Source organism: Streptomyces sp. VTCC 41912, assembly GCF_045799175.1.
GTDB lineage: Bacteria > Actinomycetota > Actinomycetes > Streptomycetales > Streptomycetaceae > Streptomyces > Streptomyces albulus_C.
In genome coordinates this window covers 14,392-37,820 of the sequence record NZ_JBJMAB010000035.1, presented here as the reverse complement: position 1 = coordinate 37,820, position 23,429 = coordinate 14,392, and the positions used below count along the sequence as shown (strand labels likewise).

General features: G+C 74.7%; 18 protein-coding genes. 4 read left to right on the top strand and 14 right to left on the bottom strand.

Translation table 11 applies throughout. The features are described 5' to 3' along the window. Positions 1-8: 8 nt before the first annotated feature. The 4 genes from ACJ6WD_RS32720 to ACJ6WD_RS32705 form a co-directional block, all read right to left on the bottom strand. Complete coding sequence (locus ACJ6WD_RS32720) at positions 9-1,832, bottom strand: IucA/IucC family protein (protein ID WP_376447252.1); 1,824 nt, start codon at positions 1,830-1,832, stop codon at positions 9-11. Between the two features lie 114 nt (positions 1,833-1,946). Beyond that, complete coding sequence (locus ACJ6WD_RS32715) at positions 1,947-2,627, bottom strand: GNAT family N-acetyltransferase (protein WP_376447251.1); 681 nt, start codon at positions 2,625-2,627, stop codon at positions 1,947-1,949. 43 nt (positions 2,628-2,670) lie between these two features. After that, the gene (locus ACJ6WD_RS32710; protein WP_407617098.1) at positions 2,671-4,692 is read right to left on the bottom strand and encodes an IucA/IucC family protein; all 2,022 of its coding nucleotides are present in this window, start codon (positions 4,690-4,692) and stop codon (positions 2,671-2,673) included. After that, on the bottom strand, positions 4,689-6,083 hold the full coding sequence (locus ACJ6WD_RS32705) for a diaminobutyrate--2-oxoglutarate transaminase family protein (protein ID WP_233660297.1): 1,395 nt from the start codon (positions 6,081-6,083) through the stop codon (positions 4,689-4,691). Before ACJ6WD_RS32705 ends, ACJ6WD_RS32710 begins: the two co-directional genes overlap by 4 nt. Before the next feature lie 283 nt (positions 6,084-6,366). Between ACJ6WD_RS32705 and ACJ6WD_RS32700 the strand changes: the two genes are divergently transcribed. After that, positions 6,367-7,554: a serine protease gene (locus ACJ6WD_RS32700; protein ID WP_174505027.1), complete on the top strand. Its 1,188-nt coding sequence runs from the start codon at positions 6,367-6,369 to the stop codon at positions 7,552-7,554. A 161-nt stretch (positions 7,555-7,715) separates the two neighbouring features. Here ACJ6WD_RS32700 and hflX read toward each other — a convergent pair whose 3' ends face one another. The 6 genes from hflX to miaA form a co-directional block, all read right to left on the bottom strand. Next, positions 7,716-9,203: a GTPase HflX gene (hflX, locus tag ACJ6WD_RS32695; protein WP_233660296.1), complete on the bottom strand. Its 1,488-nt coding sequence runs from the start codon at positions 9,201-9,203 to the stop codon at positions 7,716-7,718. Positions 9,204-9,450: 247 nt separating this feature from the next. Then, positions 9,451-11,085 carry a M1 family metallopeptidase gene (locus ACJ6WD_RS32690; RefSeq protein WP_376447250.1) on the bottom strand — a complete coding sequence of 545 codons (1,635 nt, stop codon included), beginning with the start codon at positions 11,083-11,085 and terminating at the stop codon, positions 9,451-9,453. A 137-nt stretch (positions 11,086-11,222) separates the two neighbouring features. After that, positions 11,223-13,388 (bottom strand): RelA/SpoT family protein, encoded by a 2,166-nt coding sequence (locus tag ACJ6WD_RS32685; protein WP_407617097.1) that lies wholly within the window; start codon positions 13,386-13,388, stop codon positions 11,223-11,225. A 221-nt stretch (positions 13,389-13,609) separates the two neighbouring features. Further along, positions 13,610-14,488: a diaminopimelate epimerase gene (gene dapF / locus ACJ6WD_RS32680; protein ID WP_233660293.1), complete on the bottom strand. Its 879-nt coding sequence runs from the start codon at positions 14,486-14,488 to the stop codon at positions 13,610-13,612. A 73-nt stretch (positions 14,489-14,561) separates the two neighbouring features. After that, entirely contained in the window at positions 14,562-15,080 is a 519-nt protein-coding gene (locus ACJ6WD_RS32675) for a hypothetical protein (RefSeq protein ID WP_407617096.1), read from the bottom strand. A gap of 109 nt (positions 15,081-15,189) precedes the next feature. Next, positions 15,190-16,128 (bottom strand): tRNA (adenosine(37)-N6)-dimethylallyltransferase MiaA, encoded by a 939-nt coding sequence (gene miaA / locus ACJ6WD_RS32670; protein WP_016572966.1) that lies wholly within the window; start codon positions 16,126-16,128, stop codon positions 15,190-15,192. Between the two features lie 182 nt (positions 16,129-16,310). Between miaA and ACJ6WD_RS32665 the strand changes: the two genes are divergently transcribed. After that, positions 16,311-16,742: a hypothetical protein gene (locus ACJ6WD_RS32665; RefSeq protein WP_376447796.1), complete on the top strand. Its 432-nt coding sequence runs from the start codon at positions 16,311-16,313 to the stop codon at positions 16,740-16,742. 97 nt (positions 16,743-16,839) lie between these two features. Here ACJ6WD_RS32665 and ACJ6WD_RS32660 read toward each other — a convergent pair whose 3' ends face one another. From ACJ6WD_RS32660 to ACJ6WD_RS32650, 3 genes are all read right to left on the bottom strand, one after another. Further along, the gene (locus ACJ6WD_RS32660) at positions 16,840-17,562 is read right to left on the bottom strand and encodes a class III extradiol dioxygenase subunit B-like domain-containing protein (RefSeq protein WP_233660289.1); all 723 of its coding nucleotides are present in this window, start codon (positions 17,560-17,562) and stop codon (positions 16,840-16,842) included. Positions 17,563-17,611: 49 nt separating this feature from the next. Then, on the bottom strand, positions 17,612-19,129 hold the full coding sequence (gene miaB / locus ACJ6WD_RS32655) for a tRNA (N6-isopentenyl adenosine(37)-C2)-methylthiotransferase MiaB (protein ID WP_374206857.1): 1,518 nt from the start codon (positions 19,127-19,129) through the stop codon (positions 17,612-17,614). A gap of 91 nt (positions 19,130-19,220) precedes the next feature. After that, positions 19,221-19,838 (bottom strand): maleylpyruvate isomerase family mycothiol-dependent enzyme, encoded by a 618-nt coding sequence (locus ACJ6WD_RS32650; RefSeq protein WP_233660288.1) that lies wholly within the window; start codon positions 19,836-19,838, stop codon positions 19,221-19,223. A gap of 118 nt (positions 19,839-19,956) precedes the next feature. Here ACJ6WD_RS32650 and ACJ6WD_RS32645 point away from each other — a divergent pair, with 118 nt between their 5' ends. Further along, positions 19,957-20,895, top strand: a complete 939-nt coding sequence (locus ACJ6WD_RS32645; protein WP_407617095.1) for a LysR family transcriptional regulator — start codon at positions 19,957-19,959, stop codon at positions 20,893-20,895. A 48-nt stretch (positions 20,896-20,943) separates the two neighbouring features. Then, positions 20,944-21,936 (top strand): TAXI family TRAP transporter solute-binding subunit, encoded by a 993-nt coding sequence (locus ACJ6WD_RS32640; RefSeq protein ID WP_233660286.1) that lies wholly within the window; start codon positions 20,944-20,946, stop codon positions 21,934-21,936. Positions 21,937-21,999: 63 nt separating this feature from the next. Here ACJ6WD_RS32640 and ACJ6WD_RS32635 read toward each other — a convergent pair whose 3' ends face one another. Next, positions 22,000-23,415 carry a sensor histidine kinase gene (locus ACJ6WD_RS32635; protein ID WP_376442289.1) on the bottom strand — a complete coding sequence of 472 codons (1,416 nt, stop codon included), beginning with the start codon at positions 23,413-23,415 and terminating at the stop codon, positions 22,000-22,002. Positions 23,416-23,429: the final 14 nt, after the last annotated feature.

The following is a 23,429-nucleotide window of genomic DNA, read 5'->3' as shown; positions in this document are numbered from 1 at the left end:
TACAGGGGTCACGGACCGTGCAGGGGATTGGGGACGGTGCCGTGGACGGCGGCGTGCGGGCGGTCGCGGCGGTCGCGGTAGCCGTCCACGTGCAGCCGGTTGCGGTTCAGACACAGCCGCTCGATCTCCGGGGTGAGCAGGTCGAAGGTCTCCTGCCGCGCCTTGAGGTGCGGGAAGCGCTCGTGGTGGCGCAGGATCTCCGCCCGGACGAGCGACCAGAACTCCTCCTCGGGCACGCCCAGTTGGTCCTCGCACAGCGGCGCGAGGTAGCGGAAGACGCCGACGAAGAGGCCGGAGTGGATGAACTGGGTGAGGAACGCGGGGGGTTCGGTCAGCAGCACCGCCCGCACGTCGTCCGGCATCGCGTCGTGCTCGGGGAGCGGTTGGGCGCTGGTGTTCACGTCGTCGACGAAGTCCTTCATCGCCAGGCGGGTGGGGACGTCGTCCTCGTCGAAGACGACGATGGCGTTCTCGCCGTGCGGGGAGAAGACCGTGCCGTACTGGTAGAGGAAGTGCAGCAGCGGCGGCAGCAGGGCGGCGAACAGGTGGGCCAGCCAGGTCCGCGCGGGCAGGCCGGACCGGTGCACCAGCTCCGCGGTCAGCGCCCGGCCCCTCGGGTCGGTCTGGAGGAGGGAGGCCAGGGTGCGGGCCCGCTCCCCCGGGTCGAGGTGGTCGGCGAGCGGTTCCCGCCAGATGCAGCCGAGCAGTTCCTTGTACTGGTAGGGGACGCCGGGCAGCCGGTCGTAGAGGGGGTGCTCGACGGTGACGGAGGCGGTCTCGCCGAGCAGGATCACCCGGGTCTCGTCGCGCAGGTACGTATCGCCGTCGCGCAGGCCGTGCACCCAGCCGGTGACGGCGGGGGCGGCGAGGGTGCGCTCGGTGGGCAGACCGCGCCAGACCAGGGTGTTGAGGATGGACAGCGGGAGCTTGACGGTGCGGGCGTGGGGGCGGGTGAGGTTGAGGAAGGTGCGGATCGACTGCTGCGGGAGCCGGAGGTCGCCGTCGACGGGGAGCGGGACGAGGGAGCCGTCGGCGAGCTGCGGGGCGAAGAGCGGGGCGATGGTCTCGTCCCACTGCCAGGGGTGGACGGGGAGGTAGAGGTAGTCGGCGGGGTCGTGGCCCGCGTCGGTGAGGGTGGTGGCGAAGGCGTGCCGGAGGGCGGGCGCGAGCTCCTCGCGGTAGAGGCGGTCGGGGGTGGCCAGGGCGGGGACGCCGCGGTAGTGGGCGAGGCTGCGGTGCGCGGCGAGCCAGGGCAGGCGCTGGGGGCTGCGGGCTTCGGGGGCCCAGGTCTGCGCGTCGGTCGCCGAGAAGCCGAGCCGGCCCTTGTTGGCGACGAGCCAGGGATGGCCGGTCTGGTGGCCTTCGAGGGCGGCGTAGTCGAGGTCGGCGAGTTCCGCGGCGCTCAGCGCGGTGGCGTCCAGGCGGGTGTCGGCGGCGAGGGTGGCGGTCAGTTCGCGGATGAGGTGGCCGGTGGTGTCGCCGGACAGGCCGAGGACGGTGTCGTGGGCGTGGGTGAGGAAGTGCAGCGGGTCGGCGTGCGGGGTGATCGAGTGGGGGTCGATGCGCCAGTGGCCGTAGGAGCCCCTGCGGGCGGTGAAGCGGTAGGTGAGGTCGTCGGTGATCGGCAGGCGGTAGCGGGGGCTGCCGTCGGGGGCGGTGCCGTCGGGTTGCGGGGCCAGGATCTCCTCGTAGGCGAACTCCGCCAGGGTCTTGGCGAAGAGCCGGCGGGCGGCGCGCTGCCAGGCGTCGGACGCGGGAGGTCCGGCGGGCGCGGGGGACGGGCCGGCGGTGGCCGGGCCGGGCCGGCCGGTGGGGACGGAGGGACGGGACACGGGAGACAAGGTGGGACTCCTCGGTACGGGACCGGCCCGGCACGTGCGGGGGACAACCGGGCCGGCGGGATGGATGGCGGACCGGACCGGGGCCGTCGACGGACGGCCCCGGGGTCAGAGCTGGTGGCGGTGGGCGCGGTCGCGGACCATCAGCGCCGCGCGCTTCTCCGGTAGGCGGATCTCCTCGGCGTAGCGGAAGCCGGCGCCCAGGAACGCCGCGACGGACGCGGTGTTGCGCAGGTCGGGTTCGGCGAGGACCCGGCCGCACCGGGGGCGCTGGTCGAGGACGAGGTCGGCGGTGGCGCGCAGCAGCGACGTGCCGAGGCCCCGGCCGCGGTCGCGGTCGGGGCCGATGAGCAGGTGGATGCCGGTGTCGTGCGGGCGGGCCCGGTAGTACCCGGCGAGGCGGTCCAGGTCGGCGCGGTAGATCTCCCAGTAGCTCATCGGGACGCCGTCCAGGACGCCCAGACAGGGCACGCTGCGGCCGTCGCCGGCCAGTTGGGGACGCAGGTGGGCGGCGGTGACCTCCGGGGAGCCGGCCAACTCCCAGAAGGCGGCGACGGCGGGGTCGTTCATCCAGGCGGCGATCCGGTCGAGGTCGCGGTCCGGGTCCACGGGGACGAGGGCGAACGGCCCGGCGGGGGTGTCGGCCGGCGGCCAGTGGGCGAGGTCGTCCAGCAGCGGGCCCGCGGCCGGGGTGGTGGCAGCGGGCGGCAGCGCGCCGGGGTCGGGCGCGGGCGGGCCTCCGAGGGTGTCGTCCGGCGCGGGGGTGAGGCCGGATTCGAGGGGTGACACGTGACGCACTCCTGTGGGGCTGGGTCGACGGGGACGACGGGGCCTAGGGCGCGAGCGGATTGGACAGGGTGACGTAGACGGATTGGGTGTCGACCGGGCCGACGAGTTCGTCCAGGCCGTGCAGGCGGGTGGCGAGGTTGGCCTTGCAGCGCAGCGTGCGGGCGGAGAGCAGCCGCTCCGGCAGCGTCGAGCGGTGGGCCCGGGGGGCCGCGGCGGCGTCGACGAGGAACCGCCGGAAGGCGGCGAGCAGGACCTCCTCGCGGATCAGGCGGGCCGCGCCGAACGCCCCGATGAGCCCGAAGACGTTGTTGATGCCGAGGTAGTAGGCGAAGCGCTCGTCGGTGACGTCGTCGGCGACGAAGGTGTCACTGGCGGTGCCGACGCCCGGCAGCCGGCGCTCCAACTCGGCGCGGCGGGAGGCCCGGAAATAGTAGCCCTGGTTGTCTCGGTAGCGGCCGCCGGCCGGCCAGCCGTCGGCGTCCAGCAGGACCAGGGTGTTCTGCTGGTGGGCCTCCAGGGCGACGCCGGCCGTGCCGTCGAGCCAGAGGACGGGCCGGACGACGGTTTCGAGGTAGCGCAGGAACCACTCGATGGCCACCGGCCCGGCCGGCCGGCCGGTGCGGGAGCTGAGCGCACCGACCACGCTCTCCAGGCGCGAGCGCATCGCGCCGTGGCCCGGCCAGGGGCGCGGGGCGGTGAGCCCGGCGATGCAGACGGCGTCGTCGGCGGGGCCGAAGGGCTGGTGGCGGATGACGACGTCGAGGCCCTGGACGGGGGTGCCGTCCGGTCCGTCGACGGCGAGGTACGCCGGGTCGCGGACGACGTCGAAGCCGGGCGTGCCGGGGAAGGCGGCCCGCCACTGCGCGGCCAGGCCGGTGCGCAGCAGCCGGTGGACCTCGACGCCGCGGAGCAGTTCCTTGCGGAGGTTCTCCCGGCGGGAGTTGGTGATGCGCAGTCCCAGGGAGAGCTTGAGCATCGCGGGTGCGCCGGGGCGGTAGACGGTGCGGACGGAGGAGGTGGGGTACCAGTGGGGTCCGTGCGGGCCGAGGTCGTGCAGCAGTCCGGCGTCGCGCAGGGCCGCGGTCTCGGGACGGGCGGCGAGATCCCGGGCCTGCCAGGGGTGCAGCGGCAGCGGCACGGTGCCGTCGGGCAACGGCAGCCCGTCGCCGGCGAGTTCGGCGGCGAGTTGGGCGGCCGGGACGGTGCGGCCGCGCTCGGTCCAGGCGGAGTCGGTGGCGACCGCGGAGGGGTGGACGGCCATCCAGTGCAGCGGGAAGGCGCCGCGGAGTTCGGGCGAGTAGGCGTGGGTCTCGGCTTCGGTGAGGCCCTCGCGGCTCTTGGGCGTGGGGTGCAGGGGGTGGCCCAGCAGGAGCGACTGCTCGGCTTCGAGGAAGCGGGAGCCCTGGTCCGCGGCGGGGTGGGCGCGCCGGTCGGCGATGAACAGGGCGGTGGTGCGGACGGAGTTGGCGACCCGGCCGACGAGTTCGGCGCCGTCGCCGTCCGGGGCCTGCGGGGCGTCGTCGGCGGCGGGCGGCCCGTCGCCGTCGGCGACCCGGTGCTCGCCGCCGTCGGAGGCCCGTCGGTCGCCGTGGTGCGCGGCCTCGCGGCGCAGGAGGGCGGCGAGGGTGACGGCGTCCAACGGGGCGGAGCCGGGCGGGGCGCCTTCGAGGGTGGGGGCGCCCAGGCGGTGCCAGCCGGTGGGTGACCAGTAGCGGACGGGGATGTGCAGGGCGGCGGCGCTGGCGTGCAGGGCCAGGCGCAGCCGGCCGGCGGCCGGGCGGGGCGTGCCGTGCTCGCGGAGCCAGCAGCGGAGCAGGTTCTCGATGCCGGCGGCGTCGGCGGCGGCGGCCGGGTCGGGGTGGTCGAGGGGGTCGGCGTCGGGGTGGCGCACGGGGTCGTACGGGTCGGGCTCGCGGTGGTCGGCGGCCGGGGTCTGCTGGTGGCAGGTGTCGTCGCCGGGGCGGCGCTGTTGACGGGGGACGGACTCGATGAGGCCGGCGCCCGGGTGGTGGGCGGGGAACCGTTCGGTCGCCTGGGTGCCGTCGGGACCGGGGCGTTCGTTCATGCGGGGGTGCCTCGCAGGGTGGTGGGTGGCGAGCCCAGGGGCCCGGGAGTGGCGCGGACGGCCGCCGCGATGGCGTCGGCGAGGCGGTCGAGGACCGCGTCCGCCTGTTCGTCGGTGAGGGTCAGGGGCGGCAGCAGGCGGATGACGGCGGAGTGCCGGCCGCCGAGTTCGACGATCAGGCCGCGGTCCAGGCAGGCCCGTTGGACGGCGGCGGCGAGGGCCGGGTCGGCGGGCCGGGCGCCCAGGGCGTCGGCGGCGCCGTCCCGGTCGACGATCTCGACGCCGAGCATCAGGCCGCGGCCGCGGACGTCGCCGATGCAGTCGTGGGCGGCGGCGAGGGCGCGGAGCCGGCCGAGCATCGTGGCGCCGAGCTCGGCGGCGCGGGCGGCGAGGCCGTTGCGGCGGACGTAGGAGAGGGTGGCGGTGCCGGCGGCCATGGCGAGTTGGTTGCCGCGGAAGGTGCCGGCGTGCGCGCCGGGGCGCCAGGCGTCCAGTTCCTCGCGGTAGACGATGACGGCGAGCGGGAGGCTGCCGCCGATGGCCTTGGAGAGCACCAGGACGTCGGGCACGATGCCGCTCTGTTCGACGGCCCAGAAGGTGCCGGTGCGGCCGACGCCGGTCTGCACCTCGTCGACGATGAGCGGGACGCCGCGGGCGGCGGTGAGCTCCCGCATCCGGCGCAGCCAGCCGACCGGCGCGGGGATCACGCCGCCCTCGCCCTGGACCGGTTCGAGGATCATCCCGGCGGGCCGGGGCACCCCGCCCTTGGGGTCGTCGAGGAGGTTCTCGGTGAAGCGCGCGGAGAGTTCGGCGCCGTGCTCGCCGCCGACGCCGAAGGGGCAGCGGTAGGCGTACGGGTAGGGCAGCCGGGTCACGCCGGGGTGGCGGGCGCCCCCGGAGGCGGCCAGGGCGTCCGCGGTCATGCCGTGGTAGGCGCCGGAGAAGGCCGCCAGGCCGTCCCGTCCGGTGGCGGTGCGGACGAGGGTGAAGGCGGCCTCGACGGCGTCGGTGCCGGCCGGGCCGCAGAACTGGATCCGTCCCTTTTCGGCCAACTCGCCGGGCAGGGTGGCGAACAGCTCGGTGGTGAACGCGTCCTTGACCGGGGTGGCCAGGTCGAGGACGTGCAGCGGCGCGCCGGAGTCGAGGACGGCGCGGACGGCTTCCAGGACCACGGGGTGGTTGTGGCCCAGGGCCAGGGTGCCGGCTCCGGAGAGGCAGTCGAGGTAGCGCCGGCCGTCGGCACCCTCGATGGTCAGCCCGCGGGCGCGTACCGGGACGATCGGCAGCGAGCGCGCGTAGGTGCGGGCGGCGGACTCACGCAGGGCCTGGCGGCGCAGGATCCCCTCGTGGGCCGGCGGCACGGCCGCCGGCACGGTTTCGGTCAACGCCACGGCAGTTGTGTCCTCCTGCTGGTGAACGGCTGGATACCGCGCGGGCCCGGCCGGCGGCCCGGCCGTCCCCCGTACGTACCAACGACGCCGGCCGCACGGGAACACGGCCGACGGCAAGATCCTTGCCGGCCGGGAACCGGGGACCCGGGTACCGCCGTCCCTGCGAACACCGGCATAGTGGGGGGCTGCACCCGGATCTTGCGGTTCATGACAAGGCCCTGACCGGGGCACCGCTCACGAGCCCTACCGGCTCCGTCCGTTTGACACAGGGGGAGAACCACCCATGCGATCGATACGTCGGCCCGTGCTGGCCGCCGCCGCCCTCACCGCCGTGGTGGCGCTCACCGCGACGGGCTGCGGGCCCTCGGGCGACAACGCGGACGCCAAGCCGTCCGAGTCGGCCCAGGACACCGCGGGCGGAGGTGCGATCAAGATCCCCAAGGAGCTCCAGGACAAGCTCAAGGAACACGGCGTCGACCTGGACAAGTGGAAGAACGGCGAGTGGAAGAACTGGGACAAGGACACCTGGCTCCGCGAGGCCGGCGAGTTCATCAACCCGGTCATCAAGAACTTCTGGAACCCGGACAAGATCGGTAAGGTCAAGCCCCCGCAGGACCCGAGCAAGATCTCGGACATCACCGAGGACCAGGGCAAGACGGACCCGGAGCCGACCGCGGTGCCCGCGCAGGCGGTGAAGACCCCGTACACCTCCACCGCTCCGGGCGTCGGCCTGCTGCTCTTCAGCACGCCGCAGGGCGAGTCCCGTTGCTCCGCCACCGTCGTCAAGGACCCGGCGCACCCGGGCAAGTCCAACCTCGTGTGGACCGCCGCGCACTGCGTGCACGCCGGCAAGAGCGGCGGTTGGTACCGGAACATGATGTTCGTCCCGAACTTCAACCGGACCGGCGTCTCGGCCGCCCAGATGAAGACCACGCCCTACGAGGACCGAGTCCCGTCGGGCAAGTGGTGGGCGGACGACATGGCGACGACCAAGGAGTGGATCGCCGGCGGCGGCGCCGTGCCGGGCGTGCCGATGGCCCCGTACGACTTCGCGCTGATGCACGTGAAGCCGGAGGAGAGCACCGGCGGCAAGTCGCTGGAGGAGATGGCCGGCGGCGCGTACGCGGTGGACTTCGGCGCCCCGGCGATGTCGAAGATCCCGAGCCTGACGGCGCAGGGCTACCCGGCCGAGGCCCCGTTCGACGGTGCGGCGCAGCAGTCCTGCACCGACAAGCCCAGCCGGCTGACGATGGACGCCAAGAAGCCGACCATGTACCGGATCGGCTGCACCATGACCGGCGGTTCGTCCGGTGGCCCCTGGTTCATCAAGGGTTCCGACGGTCAGCCGGTGCTGATCTCGAACACCTCGATGGGGCCGCGTCCGGCCCAGTGGCTGGCCGGTCCGCACCTGGGCACCGAGGCCAAGTCGATCTTCGACGCGATGAGCAAGAAGTGGGCCAACCAGCAGTAGCGACCCACTGGGTGGCGCCGGGTCACGGCGCCACCCCGCCGCGCGGTCCGCTCCGCTCGGCGCACGACGAAGGCCCGCCCCCGACGATCCGGGGGCGGGCCTTCGTCACGTGCGCGCCGCGGTGCGCTCCGCGGCCGTCAGGCGGCCGGTCAGGCGGCCGGTCAGGCGGCCGGGACGAACGGCCGGAATTCGGCGGCCAGTTCCTCGTGGACGCGGGCCTTGAGGACCGTGCCGTCGGCGGTGTGCTCCTCGGAGAGGACCTCGCCCTCGGCGTGCGCCCGGGAGACCAGGGCACCCTGGGTGTAGGGCACCAGCACCTCGATCTCGACCTGCGGGCGCGGGAGTTCCTCGTCGAGCAGGGTCAACAGCTCGGTGATGCCCTCGCCGGTGCGGGCGGAGACCACCAGGGCGCGCTTCTCCTGGCGGAGCAGCCGCTGGAGCGTCAACGGGTCGGCCGCGTCGGCCTTGTTGACCACGACGATCTCGGGCACCTCGGTGGCGCCCACGTCGCGGATCACCTCGCGGACCGCCGCCAGCTGCTCCTCCGGCACCGGGTGCGAGCCGTCGACCACGTGCAGGATGAGGTCGGCGTCGGCGACCTCCTCCATGGTGGAGCGGAACGCCTCGACAAGGTGGTGCGGCAGGTGGCGGACGAAGCCGACGGTGTCGGCGAGGGTGTAGAGCCGCCCGCTGGGGGTCTCGGCCCGCCGGACGGTCGGGTCCAGGGTGGCGAACAGGGCGTTCTCCACCAGGACGCCGGCGCCGGTGAGGCGGTTGAGCAGGGAGGACTTGCCGGCGTTGGTGTAGCCGGCGATGGCGACCGAGGGGACCTTGTTGCGCCGGCGCTCCTGGCGCTTGACGTCCCGGCCGGTCTTCATCTCCGCGATCTCCCGGCGCATCTTCGCCATCTTCTCGCGGATCCGCCGCCGGTCCGTCTCGATCTTGGTCTCACCGGGACCACGGGTGGCCATGCCGCCGCCCGCCGAACCGGAGCCGCCGCCACCCATCTGCCGGGACAGCGACTGGCCCCAACCACGGAGCCTGGGCAGCATGTACTGCATCTGTGCCAGTGAGACCTGCGCCTTGCCCTCCCGGGACTTGGCGTGCTGGGCGAAGATGTCGAGGATCAGGGCGGTCCGGTCGACCACCTTGACCTTGACGACGTCCTCCAGGTGGATCAGCTGGCCCGGGGAGAGCTCACCGTCGCAGACCACGGTGTCGGCCCCGGATTCGAGGACGATGTCGCGCAGCTCCAGGGCCTTGCCGGAGCCGATGTAGGTGGCCGGGTCCGGCTTGTCGCGGCGCTGGACGACGCCGTCGAGCACCATCGCACCGGCGGTCTCGGCCAGCGCGGCCAGCTCGGCGAGGGAGTTCTCCGCCTCCTGCACCGTCCCGGACGTCCAGACGCCGACCAGCACCACGCGCTCCAGGCGCAGCTGTCGGTACTCGACCTCGGTGACGTCCTCGAGCTCGGTGGAGAGCCCGGCGACGCGGCGCAGTGCCGCGCGTGCGGAGCGGTCGTACTGGTCGCCGTCGCGCTCCCCGTCGATCTCGTGGCTCCAGGCGACGTCCTCTTCCATCAGGGCGTCGGCCCGAAGGCTCTCGGGGAGGCGCTGCCGGTCCTGCGGAAGGGAAGAAGAGGAGGTCATTTGATCCTTTGTGTCGTTGGGAGCCCCCGGGGACCGGTCGGTCCCGCCGGGGCTGGTTGGCTGTGCCGTTCGCTGTGTCAACGTCCGGGCCGGCCCGGAGATTCCCGGGCGCCGGCCCGGCCCGACCCGATGATGGTCGCACGGCCGGGAGACGGGCGTCACGCGGGTTTTCCGGTGCTTTCGGCGGGGTTCCCGTGCGGGGCGGGGGCTCCCGCACGGGCCGCGGGGCGCCCGCCCCCGACCGCGGTCACGCCTTGTGCAGGTGCGGCGCACCCGGCGTGACGGCGACCCTCGGTGCCGGTTGCGGCGTCTTGCCGTCCGCCGCGGCCTGCTTGGCCGCCTGCGGCTTCCACTCGGGGTGTCCGGGCATCGGCGGGGTCTTGGCCCCGTAGAGCCACTCCCAGAAGAAGCCGGAGAGGTTGTGGCCGTAGATGTCGGAGGCCAGCGAGATGAAGTCGGCGGTGCCGGCCGAACCGTCGTGGTGCTTGGCCACCCACTCCCGTTCCAGACGGTCGAAGCCGGCCTGGCCCATCTTGTGCTGCAGGGCGTACAGGACCAGGGCGCTGCCGTCGTAGATCACCGGCCGGAAGATGCCGATCTTGCGGCCCTGGTCGGGGAGCTTGGGCAGGGCCGGCGGGCCACCCTCCGCGCGCCACCCGTCGGACGCCTGGTAGGCCCGCTGCATCCGGGCTTCCAGGGAGGCCCGCGGGCCGCCCTTCTCCTGGGCGTAGAGCGCCTCGTACCAGGTGGCGTGGGCCTCGTTGAGCCAGACGTCGGACCACCGGCGGGGGCTGACGCTGTCGCCGAACCACTGGTGGGACAGCTCGTGCACCATCACCGACTCCACGTACCAGTCCGGCAGCTGGGTGGTGGTGAACAGCCGCTTCTCGAAGAGCGAGAGCGTCTGCGTCTCCAGCTCGAAACCGGTGCTGGCGTCGGCCATCAGCACCCCGTACGTCTCGAACGGGTACGGGCCGACCTTCTGCTCCATCCACGCCACCTGGTCCGGCGTCTTGGCGAGCCAGCGGTCGAGCGCGCCGCGCGAGCCGGCCGGGACGACGTCGCGCAGCGGCAGCCCGTGCGGCCCGCGGTGCGTCACCACGCTGGAGTGGCCGATGGACACCTGCGCGAGTTCGGTGGCCATGGGGTGGGCGGTGCGGTAGGTCCAGGTGCGGCGCGGGCCGCGGGTGCCCTCGCCGACGGGCAGCCCGTTGGCGACGACCGTCAGCCCCTGGGGGGCGGTGACGTGGAAGGTGAAGTAGGCCTTGTCGGACGGGTGGTCGTTGCAGGGGAAGACCCGGTGGGCGGCGTCGGCCTGATTGGCCATCGCCAGTCCGTCGGTGGTGCGGATCCAGCCGCCGTTGCCCTTGCCGCGCGGGTCGCTGGTGTGGTGGACGACGATGCGGAGCTTCTGCCCGGGGGAGATGTGCGCGGCCGGGGTGAGCACGAGGTCCTCGCCGGCCTGTTGGTGCGCGGCGGGCCGGCCGTCGATCTGGACGGAGCGCACGGCGCCGTCGGCGAAGTCGAGGTTGAGTTGTTCGAGGGTGGCGGTGGCCTCGGCGTTGATCACGGTGACCGCGTCGATCGGGCGGTCGTTGTGGCCCGAGTAGTCGAGGGAGATGTCGTACGAGGTGACGTGGTAGCCGGGGTTGCCGAGGAAGGGGAAGAGGCGGTCGCCGATGCCCTGCGGTTCGGCGGGCTGCGGGGCGGCCGCGGCGACGGTGGCGGCGATCGCCAGGCCGAGGGCGGCGACCCGGCGGGGCGTCCGGCCGTGGCGGGCGCCGGGGCGCCGGCCGGCGGTGGCGTCCGCGGAACGGTCGGTGGTGCGGTCGAAAGCGGTCCCGTCGGGCTCGCGGGACGGGCGGCGCAAGGGAAGCGACATGGGCTACCGCTATCAGCGCGGCCCGCCCGCCCGTGGACGGCACGTCAGCACGGCACCCGAACGAGCGGCACCTCGGCCATCCGGCTTGCGCCCGCGCGCCGGATCTGACCCCGGTCCTGCCCGCGGGTGCCCGGGGGCTAGGAACGCACCGTCGTGGTGGCCCTGACCACGTCGAAGACGCCCGGTACGTCGCGCATCGCGCGCATCAGGGAGGGCAGGCCGGCGGCGTTGGGCAGGTGGAGGGTGTAGGTGTGCCGGACCAGTTGCTCGTGCGGGGGTTCGACGGCAGCGGAGACCACGGCGGCGCCCTGGGCGGCGATCGCCTCGGTCAGGTCGGGCAGCAGGTGCGGCCGGCTGAACGCCTCGGCCAGCAGCGTCACCCGACAGCCGGGGCCGTCCGGGCCGGCGCCGCGCCAGCGCACCCCGACCGGCTGCCGGCCCATCGCCGCCATCCGGGCCACCGCGGGGCACAGGGCGCGGTGCACGGTGACCGCGCCGCCGCGGACCGCGAAGCCGGTGACGGTGTCCGGCGGCACCGGTGTGCAGCAGCCGGCCAGGCGGACGGCGGCGCCGGGCAGGTCGGCCACCGCGAGGCCGGAGGCGGTGGCGGCGTGGTCCGGGCCGGCGAGCCGCCCGGCACGCCCGCCGGCCGGCACCCGACGGCGTTCGGTGCGCCGGCCGGCGGGCGTGGCGGGCGGCTCGCCGGTGTCCTGTGGGCGGGCCAGCCACCGGGAGATGGCGAGCCGGGCGGCGGGGGTGCGTGCGTGGTCGAGCCACTGCGGCGAGGGGCCGGCGGCGTCCTGGGCCATCAGCAGGTGGAGGCTGTCGCCGTCGTGCAGGACGGTGCCGAGGGTGACCAGGCGGCCGTTGACGCGGGCGCCGATGCAGCCGTGCCCCGCGTCGCCGTGCCGGGCGTACGCCGCGTCCACGCAACTCGCCCCGGCGGGCAGTCCGATCGTGCCGCCGGGGTCGTCCGCGGCGGCGCCGGTGCAGAAGACGGTGATCTCGCCCTCCTGGGCGAGGTCGTCGCGGAGCGAGGTCCAGAAGGTGTCCGGATCGGGGGTGGTGCGCTGCCATGTCAGCAGCCGGTCGAGCCAGCCGGGGCGGGTCGGGTCGGCCCGCTCGCCCTCGGGGGCGTCGGCGCCGTCGGTGGGGACGTGCGGATCGCCCAGGGCGATCACCCCGGCCTCGGCGACCCGGTGCATGCGGTGGGTGCGGATCAGGGTTTCGGCGACGTCGCCGGTCTCGCCGCTGATGGCGGTGTGCAGCGACTGGTAGAGGTTGAACTTGGGGGTCGCGATGAAGTCCTTGAACTCCGAGACCACCGGGGTGAAGCAGGTGTGCAGTTCGCCGAGGACGGCGTAGCAGTCGGCGTCCTCGGCCACCAGGACCAGCAGGCGCCCCAGGTCCGCGGCGGTGAGCCGGCCGCGGGCCAGCAGGACCCGGTGCACGGAGACGAAGTGCCGCGGTCGGACGAGGACTTGGGCCTCGATGCCGGCGTCGGCGAGGATCGCGCGGGCCCGGGCGGCGATCGCGGCGAGCGGGTCGGGGCGGCCGGCGTACGAGGCGACGAGGTGCCGGGTCGCGGTGTACTCCTCGGGGTGCAGGACCGCGAAGACCATGTCCTCCAGCTCGGTCTTGAGCGCCTGGACGCCGAGGCGTTCGGCGAGCGGGATCAGCACGTCCCGGGTGACGCCGGCGATCCGGGCCTGCTTCTCCGGGCGCATCACGCCGAGGGTGCGCATGTTGTGCAGCCGGTCGGCGAGTTTGATGGACATCACCCGGACGTCGTTGCCGGTGGCGACGAGCATCTTGCGGAAGGTCTCCGGCTCGGCGGCGGCGCCGTAGTCGACCTTCTCCAGCTTGGTGACGCCGTCGACCAGGTAACAGACCTCGGCGCCGAACTCCGTGCGCACCTGATCGAGGGTCATGTCGGTGTCCTCGACGGTGTCGTGCAGCAGGGAGGCGGTCAACGTGGTGGTTTCCGCGCCGAGTTCGGCGAGGATCAGGGTCACCGCGAGCGGGTGGGTGATGTACGGCTCGCCGCTCTTGCGCGTCTGACCGCGGTGCGAGGACTCGGCGCGCTGGTACGCCTTGCTGAGGATGTCCAGGTCGGCGTCGGGGTGGTGGCGGCGGTGCACCTTGGCGACGTGTTCCAGGGCGTCCGGGAGGCCGTCGCGGGCGGCCGGGCCGAGGAGCGCGGCACGACCGATGCGGCGCAGCCCCCGGAGCGCCGGCCGGGGGCGGCCGCGCCTGCGATCCGCTGCTTCAGGGTTTCCAGGATTCGTGGCCTCTGCGCTCATGGGCACCTCCGGCGGCGTCGACCGGCGGTGGGAGGCCGTCAGTTCGGGCGCCCGGGCCGGTGCTTGATGCTACCGAGCCCATCACGCAGCGCTGTCCGCCTCTCGCTCAGCGTGAAACGGATCACCCATTCGAGGGAAGTTTCTGGCCGGAATCGTTTCTCCTCGCCGAAACCGTTTCCCCTGGTCGAGGGGCGTGCTCCGGCGCTCGCGGCCCGTCCCCGTCAGCCGGCGAGTGCGCCCGCCAGCCACTCCGGTGCGAAGGTGCCCTCGGCGACGATCACGGCCGGCCCGGTCATCTCGACCGTGCCGTCCGGCAGCTCGGTGATGGTCAGGCTGCCGCCGAGGACGTCGACGGTGTACGTGACCGGGGTGCCGGTCACGGCCGGGTCCAGGCCGTCCCGGCGGGCGGTGGCGACGGCCACCGCGCAGGCGCCGGTGCCGCAGGAGCGGGTCTCGCCGGAGCCGCGCTCGTGGACCCGCATCGCCACGTGGCGTGGTCCGCGGTCCACGACGAACTCGATGTTGACGCCGTGCGGGTAGACCGCGGCCGGGCTGAACTGCGGTTGTGCGCGCAGCTCCCCGGCGTGCGCCAGGTCCTCGACGAACGCGACGGCGTGCGGATTGCCCATGTTGACGTTGCGGGCCGGCCAGCTGCGCCCGTCGACCTCGACCACCACGCCGTCCTCGGGGAGCGCGGCGCGCCCCATGGCGACGGTGACGTCACCGGTCTTGGCGAGGTGCACGCGGAGCACTCCGGCGCGGGTGGCGATCGCCACGTCGCCGGCCTCGACCAGCTCGGCGTGCAGGAGGTAGCGGGCGAAGACCCGCAGGCCGTTGCCGCACATCTCGGCGATCGAGCCGTCGCCGTTGCGGTAGTCCATGAACCACTCGGCCTCGTCGGCCATCGCCCGCGCGTCGGGGTGCGCGGCGGACCGCACCACGTGCAGCAGTCCGTCGCCGCCCACTCCGGCACGGCGGTCGCAGATCCGGGCGACGGCGGTCGCGGGCAGGTCGAGCCGGCCGTCCGGATCCGGGACGATCACGAAGTCGTTCTCGGTGCCGTGGCCCTTGAGGAAGGCGATGCGCTGCGTGCTGGTCACCCCTGAATCCTACGGCCAGCGCGGCGCGCCGGCCGGACGGGGCGGGGCCCGGCGACGGACCGGGCCGCGGGCCTCAGCGGAGGCGGGCCACCCGCCAGATGGCCAGGGCCGCGAGGACGGCGACCACGGCGGTGTAGAGGAGGACCACCCGCCAGTTCGCGCGGCGGCCGGAACCGCGGGCCGGCAGGCCGGGCCAGGTGTGGCCGACCCGGCGGGCCGCCATCATGCCGGTGCCGGCGGCGCAGCAGCACAGCAGCAGGCCGAGCATCGCGATGACCGCGCCGCCGTCGCCGCCGAACTCGAAGGCCAACGGGAAGGCGAACATCAGCGAGCCGAGGGCGGCCAGCGCCACGATCGGGGCGAGCTGCCACAGCCGCAGCCGCCGGGGCGGGCGCAGGTCGCGGAAGGACTCGCCGCCCTCGGGGGACGGGCCCGGCTCGGCGTCGGGGCCGTCCGAGGCGTCGAGGGTGGCCGGGGGACCGTCGGGGAGGCCGTCGGCGTCGTGGACCGGCGGGCCGTCCTCGGCCGGCGGTGCGGTTCCGGCGCCGTCCTGGTCCGGTTGTTGGGCACGGTTGCGAGGGCTGGCCTCCATTGCCACGCGCCCTCCCCACTGCCAGATTGCACGCCTCGATCGAAGGTCGATGATGACACGCCCTCAGCGACCCGGATGACGGCCGGAGCGTCCCGATGCCATGACGTGATCAGGCTGTGACCGGTCGTTCGAGCAACGCCAGTGCCAGGGGCGCGAGGTCGGCCCGGCGGTCGGCGGCCCCGCTGAGCCAGTGGACCCTCGGGTCGCGGCGGAACCACGAGTCCTGGCGGCGGGCGAAGCGCTTGGTGGCGCGCACCGTCTCGTCGCGCGCGGCCTGCTCGGTGCACTCCCCCGCCAGGTAGCCGAGCACCTGCTGGTAGCCGAGCGCCCGCGAGGCGGTCCGGCCCTCGCGCAGCCCTTCGGCGGCCAGCCGCCGCACCTCGTCGACCAGGCCGGCCTCCCACATCCGGTCGACCCGGGTGGCGATGCGCTCGTCGAGTTCGGGGCGCTCGACGTCCACGCCGATCTGCAGGGTGTCGTAGACCGCTTCGTGCCCGGGGAGGTTGGCGGTGAACGGGCGGCCGGTGATCTCGATGACCTCCAGCGCGCGCACGATCCGGCGGCCGTTTCCGGCCAGGATCGCGCGGCCGGCCTCCGGGTCGGCCTCGGCGAGCCGGGCGTGCAGGGCGCCGCTGCCCAGTTCGGCGAGCTCGGCCTCCAGGCGGGCCCGGACCGCGGGGTCGGTGCCGGGGAACTCCAGGGCGTCGAGGGCGCCGCGGACGTAGAGGCCGGAGCCGCCGACCAGGACCGGGGTGCGGCCCTCGGCGAGCAGCCGGTCGATCTCGGCGCGGGCGAGCCGCTGGTACTCGGCGACGTTGGCGGCGCGGGTGACGTCCCAGATGTCGAGGAGGCGGTGCGGCACGCCCTGCTGTTCCTCGGGGGTGAGCTTGGCGGTGCCGATGTCCATGCCCCGGTAGAGCTGCATCGAGTCGGCGTTGATCACTTCGCCGCCGAGGTGTTGGGCGAGCGCGACGCCCAGGTCGGACTTTCCGGCCGCGGTGGGGCCGACGACGGCGATGACCCGGGGGGTGGGGACGACGGTGTTCACCCCGTCAGTCTCGCAAACCTCGCCCGGTCATCTCGAACGAGCGACGTGACGGGGCACGGACGGCGTCGTTGCCTGTTGCGAGATCCCGAATGCCGGTGCGCTGCCGGGGCCCGTCGGGCGGCGCAAGGTGACGCTCCGGGCGACGCGGGATTTCCCCCACACGAGGAGCGTAGGAGCAAGTTATGGGCGTGTTTTCGCGGTTCCGCCGGCGCAAGTCCGACGCGGCGGAGGAGAGTGCCGCGGCGGCCGCGGCGGAGGCTGCGGCGGAGGGGACGCCGGGGACGGACGAGGCCGCCGCCCCGGAAGCGGCGGAGTCGGGTGCGCCGGCCGAGGCTGCGGCGGAGCCCGCGGCGGCCGGCGCCGCGGAGGTGCCGGAGGCCGTGGTGACGGACTCCCCGGCCGAGCCGGTCGAACCGGTCGGGGAACCGGCGGCGGACGGTGCGGCCGGCGCGGAGGGCGCCGGGGCCACCGCGGAGGCCGACTCGGCGGAGCGGGCGGAAGCGGCGCCGGAGCCGGCCGGGGCGGGTCCGGCGGAGGGCGGCGCCGCGATCCCGCGGCAGCAGTCGGTGGCGGCCGCGGTGGACAGCGAGGCCGGCGAGGGCGCGCAGAAGTAGCCGCTCGACGCGAGGGCGCGGCGGACGGGGAGCCGGTGGGGCTCCCGGTGCGCCGCGCCCTCGCGTGCGGTGCGGGTGGCGTGCGCCGCCGGTGCGGTTACGTCCAGGCCGCCACGGCGTAGCCGACGCCGTACGGGGCCTCCTCGTGCAGCAGCTGGCCGCGCAGCCCGGCGCCCTCGGCGGCGCCCGCCAGGACCTGCCAGCAGGACCGCCCGGACACCATGAGGTCGGCGGCGAGCCGCTCGTCCAGGGCCTCCAGGGCGGCGGTGTCGGCGGCCCCCAGGGCGCGGGCCGCGCCGGCGTCGAACGCCTCGGCCCGCTCGTCGAAGTAGCCGGGCGCCTTGACGGAGCGGCGGGCGCTGCCGTCGCCGAGCACCAGCAGGGCCACTCGGGGCGCGGATCCGGCGAGCTCACGGCCCAGCGGCCGGCAGCGGTCGCCGGGCAGGGACTCGGGCACGCCGAACCCTTCCACGGGCATCTCCCACCGGTCCGCCCAGGACAGCAGCCAGGCGCCGACGGCCAGCGCGGGCGGCAGCTGCGGCCCGCCCGACGGCGTCGGGCCGGCGGCCCCCAGCGTCACGTCGAGGTCCACCCCGAAGCCGCGGAAGGAGCCGGTGGAGCCCTGCGGATACCGGGCCTCGGTGGTCCCCCCGTCGGTGGTCGGGGCGAGCACGACCAGCCGGTCGGGACGGGCCGCGGCGAGCACCCCGAGCGCGTCCCGGCAGGCGGCCCGCACCGGGTCCAGTTCCGGTGCGGCGCCCGTGGCGACCTCGGGGACGAGCAGCGGCGGGCAGGGGCAGATGGCGGCGGCTACGAGCATGCACGCAGCGTAACGCCCGGGTCGCCGCCCGGATCCTGGGTGGCCGGGATCAGTCGCAGCCGCAGCCGCCCGCGGCGGCCGGCAGCGGCTCGGGGACGCCGACCTTCGGCAGGCCCAGCAGCACCCCGGCCGACGCGGCGGGCTGCGCGGTGTCCTTGGCGTTGCGCTTCTCCCAGGCGTCGCCGGCGCGGGTGCGGCGCACGCCGAGCACCTCGCCCTCGGCCAGGAGGTGGTGCGGGGCGGCGTAGGTGATCTCGACGGTGACCACGTCACCGGGGCGCACCGGCTCGTCCGGCTTGGTGAAGTGGACCAGGCGGTTGTCGGGGGCGCGGCCGGAGAGGCGGTGGGTGGCGCCGTCCTTGCGGCCCTCGCCCTCCGCGACCATCAGCTCCAGGGTGCGGCCGACCTGCTTCTTGTTCTCGCTCCAGGAGATCTCCTCCTGGAGGGCGACCAGGCGCTCGTAGCGGGCCTGCACGACCTCCTTGGGGATCTGGTCGGCCATCTCGGCGGCCGGGGTGCCGGGCCGCTTGGAGTACTGGAAGGTGAACGCCTGGGCGAACCGGGCCTCGCGGACGACGTGCAGGGTCTGCTCGAAGTCCTCCTCGGTCTCGCCGGGGAAGCCGACGATGATGTCGGTGGTGAGCGCCGCATGCGGGATGGCGGCGCGCACCTTCTCGATGATGCCGAGGTAGCGCTCCTGGCGGTACGAGCGGCGCATCGCCTTCAGGACGGTGTCGGACCCCGACTGGAGCGGCATGTGCAGTTGCGGCATCACGTTGGGCGTCTCGGCCATCGCCGCGATCACGTCGTCGGTGAAGTCGCGCGGGTGCGGGGAGGTGAAGCGGACCCGCTCCAGCCCCTCGATCGCGCCGCAGGCCCGCAGCAGCTTGCTGAACGCCTCGCGGTCGCCCATGTCGGAGCCGTAGGCGTTGACGTTCTGGCCGAGCAGGGTGATCTCGGAGACGCCCTCGGCGACCAGCGCCTCGACCTCGGCGAGGATCTCGCCGGGGCGGCGGTCCTTCTCCTTGCCGCGCAGCGCCGGGACGATGCAGAAGGTGCAGGTGTTGTTGCAGCCGACGGAGATGGAGACCCAGGCCGCGTAGGCGCTCTCGCGGCGGGTGGGCAGCGTGGAGGGGAACGCCTCCAGCGACTCGGCGATCTCGACCTGCGCCTCCTCCTGGACGCGGGCGCGCTCCAGGAGGACCGGCAGCTTGCCGATGTTGTGCGTGCCGAAGACGACGTCCACCCAGGGCGCCTTCTTCACGATGGTGTCGCGGTCCTTCTGGGCCAGGCAGCCGCCGACCGCGATCTGCATGCCGGGGCGGCGGGCCTTCATCGGCGCGAGCCGGCCGAGGTTGCCGTACAGCCGGTTGTCGGCGTTCTCCCGCACCGCGCAGGTGTTGAAGACGACGACGTCCGCATCGCCCTCGCCGGTGCCCTCCGGGGCCCGTACGTAGCCCGCGTCCTCCAACAGGCCCGAGAGCCGTTCGGAGTCATGGACGTTCATCTGGCACCCGTAGGTGCGCACCTCGTACGTTTTCACTTCGGCCACTGCTCCACCGGGCACGTCGTTACCGCTCACCCGTCCAGGGTACGGGCTCCCGGCGGGGCGTTCGGCGGCCTGCCACGCGCGGCGGTACCACGGGGCGCTGCCGGGCTCAGGCCGCGGCGAAGCGGGCCTGCGGCGCGCCGTGCAGCCGGCCCGGGGGCAGCTTCCTGCCGAAGGCGACCAGGAGGAGGTCCTGGGCGGCGCCGCGGAGCGCGGTGCCGGTGCCGTAGGACCAGTCGAGGTCGTCGGCGTGCAGGGCGACGCCGTCGAGGTCGGCGCCGAAGAACTTCGTGCCGCGCGGGGTGAGGCCGTCGAGCAGGACGCGCAGCCGGTCCTCGGGGACGCGGCGGTCCAGACCGAGCGGGACGGCGATGTCGAGGCCGTGCACGACGTCGTGGCCCAGGGCCGCCGCCAGGCCGCCGACGGGCGGCGTCCAGGGGTGGTGGGCGTGGTCCCGCAGGGCCGCGGCGAGGGCCGCCGGCGTCAGGGCGGCGGCGTCCTGGCGGGCGCACCGGTCGGTCATCCGGTCCAGGCTGCCGCGGGCCTTGAGGAGCTCGACGGCGAGTGTGCGCAGCGGGCGGCGGAAGCCCAGCGACATGTGGGCGGCGACCTCCCGGACCCGCCAGCCCGCGCACAGCGAGGGCGCGTCCCACTGCGCGGGGGTGAGGGTGTCCAGCAGGTCGGCCAGTTCGCGGCGTTCGGCGGCGATCGCGGCGCGGATGTCCATCGGTGCTCCCCCTGTCCGGTGCGGCCCGGGTGTGCGGTGGGCCGCTCGTCCTCCAGGCTGGTGGGGGACCGGCCATAAGTCCAAGAGTGGGTTCTTCTGGTCACTAGAATCGGTGGTTATGGAACTGCGGCAGCTGCGCTACTTCGTGGCGGTGGCGGAGGAGGCCAACTTCACCCGGGCCGCGGCCCGCCTGCACCTGGCGCAGCCGGGGGTCAGCGCGCAGGTCCGGCAGCTCGAACGGGAGCTGGGGGAAACGCTGCTGGACCGCTCGGGCCGGTCGGTGACGCTGACCGAGGTGGGCGCGGCCGTGCTGCCGTACGCGCGGGCGGCGCTGGCCGCCGTCGAGGGTGCGCGGCAGACCGTGGCGGAGTTCACGGGGCTGCTGCGCGGCCACGTGGCCTTCGGGCTGGTGTCGGGGGCCGACGCGGGCTGGGAGGGCCGGGCGGTGTCGCTGTTGGCGGACTTCCACGACGCACATCCCCAGGTGGACGTCGCCGTCACCACGGACGGTTCACAACGGATGCTCCTCGCCCTGCAGCGCGGGGAGTTGGACCTGGCACTGCTGGGGACCGCCGAGGCGGAGCCGCCGGCGGGCCTGTCGTTCCGGATCGTCGTGGACGAGGCGCTGGTCGCGGTGGTCGCCCCGGACAGTCCGCTGCTGGCGCTCGCGGAGGACGGGCGGATCCCGCCGGCGGCGCTGCGCGACCAGCCGTTGATCTGCCTGCCGCGCGGCACCGGGGTCCGCGGGGTGCTGGAGCGGGTCTGTGCCGACGCCGGGTTTAGGCCGCGGATCGCGTTCGAGGCGGCCGCGCCGAAGCTGCTGGCCGGGCTCGCGGCCCGCGGTCTGGGCGTGGCGGTCGTGCCGGCGCCGGCCGCCGTGAGGGCCGAGGGGGTGCGGACGCTGGAGTTCGACGGGGCCCGGCCGCGTGGCCGGATCGCGTTGGCGTGGCGGGCCGACGGACCGGCCGGACCGGCGGCCAGGGCGCTGCTGGACCACCTGCGGACGGCCTTGGGAACACCGGGCCGCAAGGGTGATCGGACGGCGGCGAAGCCGTAACCTTCCGGACCCTCCCGTCGGGGCCTGCGGACTGGCAGGATCTCGCCCATGGCGATACTCCCCCGCCCTGGCCGGCGCCGGGCGCTGACCGCGGCTGCCGCGGCCCTGGCCCTCCTCGGGCTGGTGCTGTGGTGTCTGCAGCCGGGCGGGACCGCCGCGCCCCGTGGCCGGGTGACGCTGGCCACCGGCGTGCCGACCGGGGTGTACGCGCGCTACGGGGAGTTGCTGAAGGACGACGTCGCGCGGGACCTGCCGGGCGTGGACCTGCGGCTCCTGCGGAGCGAGGGGTCGATCGACAATCTGCGCCAACTGGCCACCGGGCGGGCGGCGTTCACCATCGCGACCGCGGACGCGGTGGCCGACTACCAGGCCCGTGACGAGTCCGGCGCGGACCGGCTGCGGGCCTGCGCCCGGCTCTACGACGACTACATGCAGTTGGTGGTGCCCCGGGGCTCCGCGGTGGGTTCGGCCCGTGCCCTGAAGGGGCTGCGGGTGGGCGTCGGCTCCGACGGGTCGGGCGTCCAGCTCATCACCCGGCGGCTGCTGGAGGCGGCGGGGCTGGACTTCGCCACCGACATCACCCCGGTGCGGGTGGGCATCGACCGGATGCCGAGCATGCTGGAGCACGGGCAGATCGACGCGTTCTTCTGGTCGGGCGGGCTGCCGACGCTGGCGGTGCAGCGGTTGGCACAGCGGTTCCCGGTGCGGTTGGTGCAGCTCGGGGATCTGATCCCGGCCCTGCACCGGCAGGGCGAGTCGACCCGTTACTACCGGGCGGCGGTGATGCCGGCCGACGCGTATCCGCGGGTGCAGAACGGCGAGGCGGTGAAGACGATCGCGGTGGCGAACCTGCTGGTGACCACGGACCGGGAGGACGCCGCGCTGACGTTCGGGATCACCAAGGCCGTGATCAACAGCCGGGACGCGATCGGGCACGTGGTGCACGCGGCGCAGAACGTGGACCTGCGGACGGCGGTGTTCACCGATCCACTGCCGCTGCACGCCGGTGCCCGGGAGTACTACGTCTCGGCCAAGCAGTGACGGCGGCGGTGCGCGCGGCGCGTCCGGGCGGCGTCGGCGCGCCGCGGCGCGGGGGCCGGCCGCTCAGGGGGCGTTGCGCGGGACCGAGACGGTGACCTCCAAGCCGTGCGGCGGGTGCGGCGCGTAGTCGATGGTGGCGCCGCCGGCCGCGAGCAGTGCGCGGGTGATGGACAGGCCCAGGCCGGAGCCCGAGACGTTCTGGTGGCGGCTGCTGCGCCAGAAGCGGTCGCCGATCCGGGCCAGTTCGTCCTCGGTGAGCCCGGGGCCGCGGTCGGCGACGGTGACGGTGACGCGTTCGCCGTCGGGGGCCACGGCCACCGTGACGGGTTCGCCGGCCGGGGTGAACTTCAGGGCGTTGTCGACCACCGCGTCCAGGGCGCTGGAGAGGGCCACCGGGTCGGCCCAGCCGGTGACCGCCAGGTGGCCCTCGTAGCTGAGGCGGACGCCCCGGTCCTCGGCGAGCGGGCGCCAGGCGTCGACGCGTTCGACGGTCAGCGCCGCGATGTCGGTGAGGTGGAGGTCGGCGGCGGTGTGCTCGGCGAGCGCCAGGTCGAGGAGGTCGTCCAGGACCCGGGCCAGCCGCTTGCCCTCGGTGCGCACGGAGGCGATCTCCTCGTTGCCCTCGGGGAGTTCGAGGGCCAGCAGCTCGATCCGCAGCAGCAGCGCGGAGAGCGGGTTGCGCAGTTGGTGCGAGGCGTCGGCGACGAAGGCGCGCTGCTGCTCCAGGACGTCCTCGACGTGGTCGGCCATCTCGTTGAACGAGCGTGCCAGTCGGCGGAGTTCGGGCGGTCCTGCGGTGGCGGCGACCCGGGCCTTCATCAGGCCGGTGGCGATGTCGTGGCTGGCCGCGTCGAGCACCCGCACCGGCCGCAGCACCCAGCCGGTGAGCCGGAACGCCGCCGCGACGGCCACCAGCATGGCCGCGCACTCGCCGGCCGCGATCAGCAGCCAGCCGTGCAGGATGCGGCTGCGCATCTGCCCGGTGGGCGAGTCGGTGACGACCACGGCGATCACGTCGCCGTCCCGGACGACGGGCGAGGCGACCGCGATCCGGCCGGTGTCGTCCCAGGGCCAGACCTGGTGCGGGTCGTGGCTGCGGCGGCCGGCCAGCGCCTCGCTGAACGCCTGGGCGCCCTCGCCGTCGGCGGGCACCGTCAGGTCCCGGGGGGCGGCGGCCATCGGGGTGCGGTCGCGGTAGAAGACGCCGGCGCGGATCCCGTAGAGCTCCTGGTAGCGCAGGAGTTCGGCGCGCAGGGTGGCCAGCCGTTCGTCCTCCTCGGGGGTCTTGCTGTCGGCGGCGGCGCTGGGGCGGGCGGTGACGAACTGGGCGAGGGAGGCGAACCGGGCGGCGTCGTCGATCCGGTCGACCACCACCTTCTGCTGCTCCACCCCGGCGGTGATCACGCCGAGCGGGACGCCGAGCGCGAGCAGCACGCCGGCCATCAGCACGATGAGGAGCGGGAGGAGTCGGGTGCGCACGGGGCCGGGCAGCC